Consider the following 13,547-nt stretch of genomic DNA (forward strand, 5'->3'; position numbering starts at 1 on the left):
ATGCGCGAATGTCACAAAGCGGTGACATTCGCCGCTCAATCGGTGCTACGCGGCAGGCTGAGAGTGACCCGCAGGCCACCCTGACGCAGGTTCAGCAGGCTGACCTCTCCGCCATGGCTATGGGCGATGTTGCGCGCGATGCCCAGCCCCAGGCCGTAGCCCTGCTGCTGACCGGCCAGGCGAAAATGCGGTTCGAAGACCTGCTCAAGGCGCTGTTCGGGAACTCCAGGCCCCTGATCATCCACCTGCAGGACAAACCCCGTGGCGCTGTCGAGAATGCGCAGATGGGCCCGTTCGCCATACTTGATGGCGTTGTCGATCAGGTTACCAATGCACCGACGCAGGGCCAGGGGCTTGCCCGCGTAGGGCGCCAGGGCACGGCCTTCGAGGGTGATGCGGCCGTCGCCCAAGTAGGGCTCGGCGAGTATCTCCAGCACCTGGTTGAGGTCCACCGGCTCGATGTTCTCGTGGATGTCGGTGTCCTTCACACACTGCAATGCCCCTTTGACCAGCAGTTCGAGCTCGTCCAGATCACGACTGAACTTGGCCTGTAGCTGTTCGTCCTCGAGCAGTTCGACCCGCAGGCGCAAACGCGTGATAGGCGTGCGCAGGTCATGGGAAACGGCGCTGAACAGCTGCGCGCGCTCAGTCAGGTAACGACTGATGCGCTCGCGCATGCTGTTGAAGGCCCGCCCCACTTCTACCACTTCGCTGCCCCCACCTTCAGTGACTGGCGCGACATCGGCGCCCAGGGACATCTCCCGCGCCGCCCGTGCCAGACGCTTGAGCGGGCGGCTCTGCCAATGCACGAGCAGACCGATGAACAGCAACAGCAAAGCGGTGGTCAACGCGATGAAGCCGATCTGCTGACGCGGCAAGCGCTCGGTTTCCAGGCTCGTGTAGGGCTCAGGCAACAGCGAGGCGATGTACAGCCACTCGTCTTTGTCCAGGCGGATCTGGGTGACCAGCACCGGCGGGTTGAGCGGCTCCAGGGTCAGTGAATAATGCGCCCAGGAGCGCGGCAGCTCGTCGAGCTTCAGGCCACTATTGAAAATGCGCAGCTCCTGGGGGCTGACGAATTCCACGGAGATTTCCATCTGCGGCCCCAGCCGCTCGTGCAGTACCGACTGGAACACGTCGATCACCGCCTGCTTGCGTGGCGTGATCGGCAGCACCGGCATATCCAGCGGCTTGTCGTTGAGCGAGACGAAGAACCGCGTGCCCCCCATGCTGCGCAACTGGTCCAGCACCATCGGCCGATAGGCGACTGGCAATGAGCGGAAGTAGCTGACACTGGCGCTCATCGAATGGGCCAGGCTACGGGCACTGGCCTGCAGGCCCTGGAGCTGGCTGGCACGCAGTTGGGAGACCCAGATCACGCTCGACAACCCTTGGGCCAGCAGCACCACCAACAACGTCAACGACAACATGCGCCCGAGCAGCGAGCGCGGCAGCAAGCGCCAACGCCGCTCAGCAGGCAGGGCAGACATGGGCCGCCAGCAGGTAGCCACTGCCGCGCACGGTGCGGATCAGCCGTGGCGGTTTATCCGTGTCACGTAGCCGCTGGCGCAGGCGGCTGACCGCCATGTCGACGATGCGGTCCAGCGGCATCGGCTCACGGCCTCGGGTGGCATTGCCGATGGTGTCGCGGTCGAGGATCTGCTGCGGATGGTCGAGAAACAGCTTGAGCAAGGCGAAGTCGGCGCCGGAGAGAATCACTTCTTCGCCATCGCGATGGAACAGGCGATGACTGATGGTATCCAGGCGCCAATCGTCGAAGGCCAGCACCGCCTGACTGGGTGCCGCCTGACCGAACTCGGCGCGGCGCAGCAACGCCTTGATCCGCGCCTGCAACTCGCGCGGGCTGAAGGGTTTGCCCAGGTAATCGTCGGCACCCAGCTCCAGGCCGATCACCCGATCGGTTTCATCGGAGCTGGCAGTCAGCATGATGATCGGCACCCGCCCCAGACGCGGGTGCTGACGCACCCAACGACACAGGCTGAAGCCATCCTCGTCGGGCAGCATCACATCGAGAATCACCAGATCGCAGGGCTCGGCCTCCAGCGCCTGGCGAAAGCCTTTGCCATCGGCCTCGGCATGCACCTGAAAACCTGACCGGCTCAGGTACGCCTGCAACAATTCGCGAATGTCCTGGTCGTCGTCGACCATCAGGATCGATTTGCCAGCAGTGGTCACTGAACCTTCCTCTGGTAGTGATAACGGATGGGCATCAAGGGCCTGGCGATCAATGACCCAATGCCTGCTGCAACGCCACACCGGCCCCCAGCAACCCGGAAAACTCCGCAGTCACCAGCCACACCGGCACCCCTTCGAAATAGCCGCTCATGCAGCCCTTGTCGGCAAAGCTCGCGGCAAAGCCACTGTGTAGAAACAGTTCGGCAAAACGCGGAATCACGCCGCCGACAATATAAACCCCGCCCCGTGCTCCCAAGGTCAGTACATTGTTACCGGCCACGCGCCCGAGGAAACGGCAGAACTGCTCGATCACCGCCAATGCCCGCGGCTCGCCGCCCAGCGCGGCATCGGTGATATGCGCAGGCGTCTTGTGCCTGGGGATGTCGCCATCGAGCGCGCACATGGCTTGGTACAGACGCACCAGCCCGCCGCCACTCAATACCGTCTCGGCGCTGACATGGCCAATCTGCCGATGGATCTGCTGATGGATCGCCGCTTCGCGTTCGTTGCCCACCGGCAGATCGACATGACCTCCCTCACCCGGCAAGGCCAGCCAATGCTGGTTGTCCAGGCGCAACAGGCTGCCCACGCCCAGGCCGGTACCTGGGCCGATGACCAGAGCCGGGCGTGCAGGGTCGGCCGCGCCCGGACACACCTGGCGATACTCGTCCGGCTGAAGGCGCGTCATGCCCAGTGCCATGGCACTGAAGTCGTTGATCAACAGCAGATGCTCGACCTGCAAAGCCTGGCAGAAGGCACGGCGGCTCAGACGCCAGTGGTTGTTGGTAAAGCGAAATGCGTCGCCGCTCACAGGCCCGGCGACTGCCAGGCATACGGCCGCCAGCCCGCCGCGGGCAATGCCTTGCCCGGCCAGATAAGCCTCGATGGCCTGCTCGGGGCTGGTGTAGTCGGCAGTGGCCAGAACCTGCACCGCCTGCAACTGGTTGTCGTGCCACAAGGCAAAGCGGGCATTGGTGCCGCCGATATCGCCAACCAGCAGCGCAGTCATTTGAGCTGCTCCAGGGCCGAGGTGAAGGCGCTGGCGCCTTGCTCGGCCGGGCTGAACGCCACCCGCATGAAGCCGAACAGCTCGCGCCCCATTCCCAAGTCGTTGCCCTGGGGTGGTGCCGGCAGATCACGGGTGGCCAACTCCTCGGCCGATACCATCAGCTGCAGCGTGCCTTCGACGCCATCGACCCGCACGATATCGCCATCGCGCACCCGCGCCAGCGGGCCACCGTCGTAAGCCTCGGGGCACACATGAATGGCCGCCGGGATCTTGCCCGAAGCGCCGGACATCCGCCCGTCGGTGACCAGCGCCACTTTGTAGCCACGGTCCTGCAACACCCCCAGGAAAGGGGTCAGCTTGTGCAACTCAGGCATGCCGTTGCAACGCGGTCCCTGGAAGCGCACCACCGCGACGAAGTCGCGCTCCAGCTCGCCGGCCTTGAACGCATCGGCCAGGGACTGCTGGTCATGGAATACCCGGGCCGGCGCCTCTACGACCTGGTGCTCAGGTGCCACGGCCGACACCTTCATCACACCTCGCCCAAGGTTGCCGTTCATCACCCGCAGGCCACCTTCGGCGGAGAACGGTCGTGCCACCGGGCGCAGGATGCTCTCGTCCAGGCTCTGGCGCGGCCCTTCACGCCAGACCAGCTTGCCTCCCTCGAGGAAGGGCTCCTGGGTATAGCGGCGCAGGCCGTGGCCGGCCACGGTGTTGACGTCCTCATGCAACAGCCCGGCGTCGAGCAGTTCGCGGATGAGAAACGCCATGCCGCCCGCCGCCTGGAAGTGGTTGATGTCGGCCTTGCCGTTGGGATAGACGTGGGACAAGGTCGGTACCACCTCGGAGAGGTCCGCCATGTCCTGCCAGGTCAACTGGATGCCGGCAGCCTGGGCGATGGCCGGGATGTGCAGGGTGTGGTTGGTGGAACCGCCGGTGGCGTGCAGGGCGACGATCGAGTTGACCAGCGCCTTCTCATCGACGATCTCGCCCAAGGGCATGAAGCTGCCGCTGGCCTTGGTCATGCGTGTGACCTGTTGCGCCGCCTCGGCGGTCAGGGCGTCACGCAGCGGTGTATAGGGATTGACGAACGATGCGCCGGGCAAGTGCAGGCCCATGACCTCCATCACCAGCTGGTTGGTATTGGCCGTGCCATAGAAAGTGCAGGTGCCGGGGCTGTGATAGGACTTCATCTCCGATTCCAGCAGCTCTTCGCGGCTGGCCTTGCCTTCGGCGTAGCGCTGGCGTACGTCGGCCTTTTCCTTGTTGGAGATCCCCGAAGGCATTGGCCCGCCTGGGACGAAGATGGTCGGCAGATGACCAAAGCGCAGGGCGCCCATCATCAGGCCGGGCACGATCTTGTCGCAGATGCCGAGCATCAATGCGGCATCGAACATGTTGTGGGACAAGGCGATGGCGGTGGACATGGCGATCACTTCACGGCTGGCAATGGCCAACTCCATGCCCGGTTCGCCTTGGGTGACGCCATCGCACATGGCGGGCACGCCACCGGCGAACTGGCCGACCGAGCCGATCTCGCGCAGAGCCTGTTTGATCTGTTCCGGGAAGTGCTGGTACGGCTGGTGCGCCGACAGCATGTCGTTGTAGGCCGAGACGATGGCCACGTTGGCGGCGTTCATCATCCGCAGGCTGTGTTTGTCCTCGGCGCCGCAGCCGGCCACGCCGTGGGCGAAGTTGGCACATTGCAGGCGGGCGCGCATGGGACCGTCGCTGGCCGCGCCGCGAATCAGCTCCAGGTAGCGTTCACGGGTGGCACGGCTGCGTTCGACCAACCGTGCGGTGACCTCAAGGATGCGCGGATGCATGTACTGGACTCCAGGCTGACTGTAAGGGTGGCGTCGATGGGCATTTCCCCTTCAAACGATTGCGGCCTAGGCTCAAGGTAAGGGGGCCTGACGCGATCTGGGGGTGGTCTGCCCGACCACTCGTTGTAGGTTTAACAAAATACTGCCATCAAAAAGGCTTGTTTTCTATCAAGCAGTGAATAATCTTGTAATTCCAATAACAAAACCGTTTCAGTGAAGTGACCTTTTTGCCACAAGCTTCACTCGGACTGCCAGAGGTAATGCCATGACCCTTCGGATCGCCATCAATGGATTTGGCCGCATCGGACGCAACGTCCTGCGCGCACTCTATACCCAAGGCTACCGCCAGGACCTGCAAGTCGTCGCCATCAACGACCTGGGCGACAGTGCGATGAATGCCCACCTGCTCAAGTACGACAGCGTGCACGGCACGTTCGACGCTCAAGTCGAATCCGACCAGGAGAGCCTGACGGTCAATGGCGACCGTATCTCGGTCAGTGCCATTCGCAACCCGGCGGAGCTGCCCTGGAAGGCCGAAGCGGTGGATGTGGTGTTCGAATGCACGGGCTTGTTCACCGACCGCGCCAAGGCAGCAGCCCACCTGAGCGCCGGCGCAAGCAAGGTGATCATCTCGGCGCCCGCCAAGGGAGCCGACGCCACGGTGGTGTACGGGGTCAACCACGACACCTTGCGCGCCTCGCACCAGATCATCTCCAATGCTTCTTGCACCACCAACTGCCTGGCGCCGATCGCCCAGGTGCTCCACCGTGAGTTCGGCATCGAGCAGGGGCTGATGACCACCATCCACGCCTACACCAATGACCAGGTGCTCACCGACGTCTACCACACCGACCCCTATCGCGCGCGCTCGGCCACCCAGTCGATGATCCCGAGCAAGACCGGCGCCGCCGAGGCCGTGGGCCTGGTGCTGCCGGAGCTGGCCGGAAAGCTCACGGGCATGGCGGTGCGGGTGCCGGTGATCAATGTGTCGCTGGTAGACCTGACCGTCAACCTCAAGCGCGAAGCCAGCGCCGAGGAGGTCAACCAACTGTTCCTCGAAGCCAGCCGGCACTCACGCATCCTGGGCTACAACGCCCTGCCGCTGGTGTCCTGCGATTTCAACCATAACCCGCTGTCGTCGATCTTCGACGCCAACCACACCCGCGCCAATGGCCGGATGCTCAAGGTGATGGCCTGGTACGACAACGAATGGGGCTTCTCCAACCGCATGCTCGACAACTGCCTGGCGCTGTGCAACGCGGGTTGACCTGGCAGACCATCGCACGCTGCGCCAGTGCCTGACGGGTTCTTTTGTAGGACCTGGCGAAGCCTGCGACGGGTCGCAACACCGCGACACTTACCCACTCTTTACATCGATGAGGCTTGACCAAACCACAAGATGATAAGCATTATCATTTGCCTTTCGTCGGTCAGGTTTCCTCGTGAGTCAGTCTCGGTTCAACACAGTGTTCCTCACCCAGCGCCTCCCTTTGCTGCGCACGTTGCAGCGCATGGTGGGTAACCCCAGCACGGCCGAGGATCTGCTCCAGGAGACCTACCTGCGGGTCACCCGCGCCTTGGGCGAACGCCCCATCGAGCACTTGGAGCCTTTCGTGTTCCAGACTGCGCGCAACCTTGCGCTCGATCACCTGCGCGCGCGCCGCGTGCAGGCCCGCACGCTGGTTGACGATGTCCCTGACGAGGTGCTGCACAACGTCGCCGCGCCGACGAGCAGCAGCGAAGAGGCCGCTCACGCCGAGCAACTGCTCAAGCACCTGAGCGTCAGTCTCGATCAGCTCACCCCACGCCAGCAGCGCATTTTCATCCTCAGCCGACTGCATGGCGCCAGTTACCTGGAAATCGCCGAGCAGTTGAAGGTGTCCGCCAGCACCGTACAGAAAGAGCTGAAACTGATCATGGCCATCTGCGTGGGCGTCGCCGAGCGCCTGCGCTGAGCCGACCATTCGCCGGTCGGCAGCGCCCCCCACTTGCCACGCCTGCTCGCAGCCATGATCATTCGCGAAAAACCCACAGCAAGGATTTTCTGTGACAGACAGCCCTGCCCCTCGCCCGTCTCCCGACGCGCCTGATGCCCGAGCGCGTGCCATGGACGAAGCGCTGGACTGGCTGGTACGTCTGCAATGCGCCAGTGAGCAAGACACCCGGGATTTCGAAGCCTGGCTGGGCGCCGCCGCAGAGAACGCCGAAGCCTATGTCGAAGCCGAAGCCCTGTGGAACGGCGCACCGCTGCATCAGGCCGCCGTGCAATTGAACCACCGTCACCGCACCGCCTTGCGCGGTCGCCTGCGTACCCACTGGAAACCTTTGGCCACCGCCGCCGTGCTGCTGGTCGGGCTGCTTACCTTCGGCAACCTGCCCGTGCGCCTGCAGGCCGACCACTTGACCGTGGTCGGCGAACGTCAGCGCCTGCAACTGGACGACGGCGCCCAGGTATTGCTCAACACCAATTCAGCCTTCGCCAACGACCTGCGTGACGGCCGCCAGGTCGCACGTCTGTTGCAAGGCGAGGCTTACTTCCAGGTACCGGGCAACAGCCCTGCCCCGCTGGAGTTGGAAGCAGGCCCACTGCGCGCGCAGGCACAAGACACCGACTTCGCCGTGCGTTACCTCGATGGCGAAGCGCAAGTGCGGGTGCAGCGTGGCGATATCGACTTGCAGGGTGCCCGTGACCAGCGCATCCGCCTGTCGGCCGGCGACAGCATCAGCGTCGGCCCTCAGGGGTTCGGCCAGCGCCAACGCCCGGACATGCACAAAGACCTAGCCTGGATCGAAGGCCGTCTGGTGTTCGAGAACTGCCCGCTCAGCCAAGTGCTTGCCGAAGTGCGCCGCTACTACCCCGGTTGGATCATCAACCGCAACCCGAAGCTCGAACAGGTTGCGGTGACCGGCAACTACCGCCTGGACCAACCTCTGGAAACCCTGCGCGCCCTGGCCCACATCACCTCTGCACAAGTGCATGAGTATCCGGCGCTGGTGATCCTCAATTGACGCCCTGAAGTTTTTTTACGCGATCGCGCCTTCCCGTCCGTCTCGTTATAGCCAATGCAACTGATTCTTGTTTGAAACAAGAACGGTCACCACCTATAACAGTTCGCGCGTCAGGGAGCGCCTTCGATGTCCACAGGTCCAACTCGCCCGTCCACCCCTTCCCGCCGCATGGGGCAATTGTCCCTGCTGACCCTGGCCCTGCTCGCCAGCGGCGCCTGCAGCCTGCCTACCCTGGCCGCAGAACCGGCCAATGCCAGCAGCCCACGCCTGGGCGACTACCGCTTTGCCATCGAGCAGCAGCCACTGGTCTCGGCGATCAACGCGTTCAGCCAGATCACCGGCTGGCAGGTCGGGTTCAGTGCCGAATTGGCCGAGGGCGTGTCGTCACCGGGGGTACGGGGCTCGCTGCCTGCTGAAGCCGCATTGCGCCGTCTGCTGCAAGGCACCGGGCTGAGCCTGCGCAAGATCGGCAACGCCAACGTGGTATTGGAGCGCCAGCAGGCCGGCAACACCATCGCCCTGCAGCAACTGACCGTGAGCGCCACCCGCAGCGCCCAGGACGTCAGCCAGGTGCCAAGCACCGTCAGCGTGCAGACCCGCGAGCAACTGGATCGCAGGAACGTCAACGACATCAAGGAACTGGTCCGTTACGAGCCCGGCGTCTCCGTCGGCGGCGTCGGCCAGCGCAGCGGCCTGAACGGCTACAACATCCGCGGCATCGATGGCGAACGGATCCTCACCCAGGTCGACGGCGTCTCGGTTCCGGATGGTTTCTTCTACGGCCCCTATGCCCAGACCCAACGCAACTATGTCGATCCCGAGATCGTCAAGCGCGTGGAGATCCTTCGCGGCCCAGCCTCGGTGCTCTATGGCAGCAATGCCATTGGCGGCGCGGTCAGCTACTTCACCCTCGATCCGGACGACATCATCAAGCCTGGCAAGGACATGGGCGCCCGCCTCAAGACCGGCTACAGCTCGGCCGATGAAAGCTGGCTGACCTCCGCCACCGCCGCCGGCCGCCAGGGCGACTTCGACGGCCTGTTGCATCTGAGCCAGCGCAACGGTCACGAAACCGAATCCTACGGCGAGCACGGTGGCACCGGCCTTGACCGCACCAAGGCCAACCCCGAGGATGCGCGCACCACCAACGTACTGGCCAAACTTGGCTGGAACTACGCCGAGGACGCGCGACTGGGCGTTACCTACGAGCGTTACAAGGACGATCGCGACCAGAATGTGCTCAGTGCCGTGGGTGGACCGTTCATTCCCGGCATGGGCGCTTCGAACATGTATCGCGCCCGAAGCGCCGATGACACCATCACGCGGGAACGCTTCGGCATCACTCATGAGTTCGGCCTCGACAGCCTGCTGGCCGATCACATGAAATGGAGCCTGAACTACCAGATCGCCAAGACCGATCAACGCACCGAGGAGCTGTACTTCGCCCGTGGCCGCGAAGTGCTTCGTGATCGGCAGACGACCTACAAGGACCGCCAATGGGTGCTCGATGCACAGCTCGACAAAGCGTTCACCGTTGGCGCCACCGACCATCTGCTGACCTACGGCACAACGCTCAAGCAAGAAAAAGTCACCGGTTCTCGTAGCGGTACGGGCGTCTGCCTGAATGTTGGTGGCTCCTGCACAGCCATCGGCCAGATCAGTCCCCCAGACAGCCTGGCCCGGGTCAGCGACTTCCCCGACCCGACCATCAACACCTACAGCCTGTTCGCCCAGGACGAGATCCGCTGGAACAACTGGACCTTCTTGCCGGGCGCACGCTACGACTACACCCGGCTCAAGCCGCACCTGACCGATGAGTTCCTGGCCACCCTGCCGACCTCGGGCAACACCACCGTCAGCGACAAACAGAAGAACTGGCACCGCGTTTCGCCCAAGCTGGGCGTCACCTACGCCTTCAACGACCACTACACCTGGTACGGGCAGTACGCCGAAGGCTTCCGCACGCCGACGGCCAAGGCATTGTATGGCCGCTTCGAGAACCCGGCCGGCGGCTATGTGGTCCAGCCGAATCCGAACCTTGAGCCGGAAAAGAGCAAAAGCTACGAGACCGGCCTGCGCGGCAACTTCGATGCGGGCAACTTCGATGTCGCCGTCTTCTATAACAAGTACCGCGATTTCATCAATGAAGACGCCCTGCTCAACGGCAACGACGCGCTCGACTTCCAGGCGCAGAACATCAAGCACGCCACCATCAAGGGCACCGAGGTCAGAGGTCGTCTGAACCTGGATCGCTTTGGCGCACCGCAAGGCCTGTACACCCAAGGCTCGGTGGCCTACGCCTATGGCCGCAACGATGACACCGGCCAGCCGCTGAACAGCGTCAACCCACTCACTGGCGTGTTTGGCCTGGGGTATGAGCAGGACAGCTATGGCGGCCTGCTGAGCTGGACATTGGTCAAGCGCAAGAACCGCGTCGACGACACCACGTTCTTCTCCCCCGACGGCAGCACTTCGCGCTGGCGTACTCCCGGCTATGGCGTGCTCGACCTGAGCGGCTTCTACAAGATCACGGACGATTTGACCGTCAATGCCGGTCTGTACAACCTGACCGACAAGAAGTACTGGCAGTGGGATGACGTACGCAGCTATGCCACTGTCGGCCAGAACGGCCAGAGCGAAGCCGCCGTCACCCAGCCCGCCAACCTCGATCGCCTGACCGCGCCGGGACGCAACTTCGCCATCAATTTGATCTGGGATATCTGAGCGCCGTCGTGCGACGGCACCGCATCGCCTGCTTCGCGGCTGAAGCCGCTCCCACAGGGACTGCGCCGGTCTCAGGATCGACGCGGTACCAGTGGGGCCTTCACCCCTCTGCAAACACCTTTTTTACGGTCGGACCCGACCCGATTCGTCTCGTCTAGAGCCCTCATCTGCCAAGGACCTTTCCATGACCGCCACCCCCGCCCTGCGCTCGCAGCGCCTGAACCAGGTCACCCACGCACCGCATACCGAGCTGGACGCCCTGGTCAAATCCCACAAGCCATTCGACAGCCGCGAAAGCTTCGCCCGCTTCGTGGTCGCCCAGTACCTGTTCCAGTCCGAACTGCAGGCCCTGTACAACGACCCGCGACTGATCGCCATCGTGCCGGACCTGGCCCAGCGCTGCCGTGCCGAGCAGGCACGTCTGGACCTGGCCGACCTGGACACCGACGTTCCCGCCCCTTTGCCCGGCGCGTTGCAAGGGCCGAGCCTGGGCCAGGCCTTGGGCTGGATCTTCGTCTCCGAAGGCTCCAAACTGGGCGCCGCGTTCCTGATCAAGCGTGCCGTGGCTCTTGGGCTGTCCGACAGCTTCGGCGCCCGTCATCTGGGCGAGCCGGCCGGTGGTCGCGCCGAAGGCTGGAAGCAGTTCACCCGAATCCTCGATAACCTCGAGCTTTCGGCCGAGGAGGATGCCGCCGCCGAACGTGGCGCAGTGGCGGCCTTCGAGCGCTTCACCGAGCTGCTCAAGCATGCCTATGCCGCGGATGCCGCACTGGCCTGAGAGGCTTCACCCGGTCACCGCTCCGTTGGCCGGACCGTTTTTTCGCAGTGAGACCATGACCCGACCAGCCCGCTCGAAACTCGCCCGCCTGCTCTACGCAATCCTGGCCTATGTCAGCTTGGGTATTGGGCTGGTCGCGATCGTCGTACCCGGCCTGCCCACCACCGAATTCATTCTCCTGGCCGCCTGGGCAGCGACTCGCAGCTCCCCGCGTCTGAGCGCCTGGCTGGAAAACCATCGGCTGTTCGGGCCGATCCTCCATAACTGGCGCAATGGCAAGGTGATCCAGCGCCGTGCCAAGGTCAGCGCCACGCTCAGCATGCTGCTGTGCGCGGGGCTGATGCTGACGTTCTTCGAGCATCGCTGGCCAGTGTTTCTGGCCATTGGCGGCATGACCCTGGGCAATCTGTGGATCTGGTCGCGCCCAGAGCGACCTGTCCCGCCCTGCCCCTCACAAACTCAGCACCCCTGAATACAAGCCGTAGGCCGCTAGCCCCGCTCCGGCCAGCACCGCTGCGAAGATCAGCTTTTCCCAGCCAGTGAACAACGCCTTGCCTTGTTCGTGCTTGGCTCGGGCGAACAGGATCACGCCCGGCGCATAGAGCAGGGCCGAGAGCAGCAGGTACTTGAGCCCCCCGGCATACAGCAACCAGACGGCATAGAGCAGCGCCACCAGGGCGACTACCATGTCCTTGCGACGCAACTGCGGCTGCTCGGCATAGCCTTCGCCACGCAGGGTCAGCAGCACCGCGTAGGCCGCCGACCAGAAGTACGGCACCAGAATCATCGACGACGCCAGGTAGATCAGGCTGGTGTAGGTGCCCGCCGAGACCAATGTGATCAGCAGGAAGCCCTGAATCATCACATTGGTCAGCCACAGGGCGTTGGCCGGTACATGGTTGGCGTTCTCCTTGGCCAGGAAACGCGGCATGGTCTGGTCCCGCGCCGTGGCAAAGAGGATCTCGGCGCACAGCAGCGCCCAGGAAAGCAGCGCACCCAGCAGCGATATCGCCAAGCCAATGCTGATCAGCAAGGCGCCCCAGGGCCCGACGATGTGTTCCAGCACCGAAGCCAACGAGGGGTTCTGCAGATTGGCCAGCTCTGGCTGGGTCATCACCCCCAACGACAGCACATTGACCAGCACCAACAATGCCAGCACCCCGAGAAAGCCGATGACCGTGGCCTTGCCCACGTCCGAGCGATGCAGCGCCCGCCCCGAATACACACTGGCGCCCTCGATGCCGATGAACACGAACACGGTCACCAGCATCATGTTGCGCACCTGCTCCAGCACGTTGCCGAACTTGGGGTTGCTCAGCCCCCAGATGTCACGGGTGAAGATATCGGCCCGGAAGGCGAAGGCGGCAATGACGATGAAGATCAGCAGCGGCACCACCTTGGCCACGGTGGTCACCTGGTTGATGAACGCCGCTTCCTTGATGCCGCGCAGCACCAGAAAGTGCACTGCCCACAACAGCAAAGACGCACAGGCGATGGCTACCGGCGTATTGCCCTCGCCGAAGACCGGGTAGTAGAAACCCAGGGTGCTGAACAGCAACACGAAATAGCCCACATTGCCCAGCCATGCGCTGATCCAGTACCCCCAGGCCGAGGAAAAGCCCATGTACTCGCCAAAGCCGGCCTTGGCGTAGGCGTACACCCCTGAGTCCAGCTCCGGCTTGCGGTTGGCCAGGGTCTGGAACACGAACGCCAGTGCCAGCATGCCCACGGCAGTGATGCCCCAACCGATCAGCACCGCGCCCACATCGGCGCGCGCCGCCATGTTCTGCGGCAACGAAAAGATCCCACCGCCGATCATCGAGCCGACCACCAGCGCGATCAACGCACCCAGGCGTAGCTTCTGTCCCGGTTCACTCATAGGGCTCCCCTTTGGGCTGTTGTCATACGCATGAAACACCTTGTTGATTCTTATAACGGAGCGGTCAACTCATATTAGACCAAGCGATCAAGGCTAAAACCCTCATAACGAGTCGGTCTATATAATTGG

The 13,547-nt window shown here is 63.5% G+C and carries 11 protein-coding genes; 6 read left to right on the forward strand and 5 right to left on the reverse strand.

Annotated elements, in window-relative coordinates:
- Positions 1-35 precede the first annotated feature (35 nt).
- The 4 genes from DQ397_RS19920 to edd form a co-directional block, all read right to left on the reverse strand.
- Positions 36-1,490, reverse strand: coding sequence for an ATP-binding protein (locus DQ397_RS19920; RefSeq protein WP_043210659.1), 1,455 nt, complete (start codon positions 1,488-1,490; stop codon positions 36-38).
- Positions 1,471-2,169 carry a response regulator gene (locus DQ397_RS19925; protein ID WP_372240778.1) on the reverse strand — a complete coding sequence of 233 codons (699 nt, stop codon included), beginning with the start codon at positions 2,167-2,169 and terminating at the stop codon, positions 1,471-1,473. The genes DQ397_RS19920 and DQ397_RS19925 overlap by 20 nt, the downstream gene beginning before the upstream one ends.
- A 76-nt stretch (positions 2,170-2,245) precedes the next feature.
- Positions 2,246-3,205, reverse strand: a complete 960-nt coding sequence (locus tag DQ397_RS19930) for a glucokinase (protein ID WP_043210665.1) — start codon at positions 3,203-3,205, stop codon at positions 2,246-2,248.
- The gene (gene edd, locus DQ397_RS19935; protein WP_043210667.1) at positions 3,202-5,028 is read right to left on the reverse strand and encodes a phosphogluconate dehydratase; all 1,827 of its coding nucleotides are present in this window, start codon (positions 5,026-5,028) and stop codon (positions 3,202-3,204) included. Before edd ends, DQ397_RS19930 begins: the two co-directional genes overlap by 4 nt.
- A 265-nt stretch (positions 5,029-5,293) precedes the next feature.
- Between edd and gap the strand changes: the two genes are divergently transcribed.
- The 6 genes from gap (at position 5,294) to DQ397_RS19965 (ending at position 12,011) form a co-directional block, all read left to right on the forward strand.
- A complete protein-coding gene (gap, locus tag DQ397_RS19940; protein WP_043210670.1) occupies positions 5,294-6,295 on the forward strand; it encodes a type I glyceraldehyde-3-phosphate dehydrogenase in 1,002 nt (333 codons plus the stop codon).
- 175 nt (positions 6,296-6,470) lie between these two features.
- The gene (locus DQ397_RS19945; RefSeq protein WP_043210672.1) at positions 6,471-6,983 is read left to right on the forward strand and encodes an RNA polymerase sigma factor; all 513 of its coding nucleotides are present in this window, start codon (positions 6,471-6,473) and stop codon (positions 6,981-6,983) included.
- Positions 6,984-7,074: 91 nt separating this feature from the next.
- Positions 7,075-8,037 carry a FecR domain-containing protein gene (locus DQ397_RS19950; protein WP_043210674.1) on the forward strand — a complete coding sequence of 321 codons (963 nt, stop codon included), beginning with the start codon at positions 7,075-7,077 and terminating at the stop codon, positions 8,035-8,037.
- Positions 8,038-8,163: 126 nt separating this feature from the next.
- A complete protein-coding gene (locus DQ397_RS19955; RefSeq protein ID WP_043210677.1) occupies positions 8,164-10,761 on the forward strand; it encodes a TonB-dependent receptor in 2,598 nt (865 codons plus the stop codon).
- Between the two features lie 184 nt (positions 10,762-10,945).
- Positions 10,946-11,539: a biliverdin-producing heme oxygenase gene (locus DQ397_RS19960; protein WP_043210679.1), complete on the forward strand. Its 594-nt coding sequence runs from the start codon at positions 10,946-10,948 to the stop codon at positions 11,537-11,539.
- Between the two features lie 55 nt (positions 11,540-11,594).
- Entirely contained in the window at positions 11,595-12,011 is a 417-nt protein-coding gene (locus tag DQ397_RS19965; protein WP_043210682.1) for a YbaN family protein, read from the forward strand.
- Here DQ397_RS19965 and arcD read toward each other — a convergent pair.
- The gene (gene arcD / locus DQ397_RS19970) at positions 11,991-13,418 is read right to left on the reverse strand and encodes an arginine-ornithine antiporter (protein ID WP_043210684.1); all 1,428 of its coding nucleotides are present in this window, start codon (positions 13,416-13,418) and stop codon (positions 11,991-11,993) included. The genes DQ397_RS19965 and arcD overlap by 21 nt on opposite strands.
- Positions 13,419-13,547: the final 129 nt, after the last annotated feature.

It is taken from the genome of Pseudomonas sp. CK-NBRI-02, assembly GCF_008124495.1.
Lineage (GTDB): Bacteria > Pseudomonadota > Gammaproteobacteria > Pseudomonadales > Pseudomonadaceae > Aquipseudomonas > Aquipseudomonas guariconensis.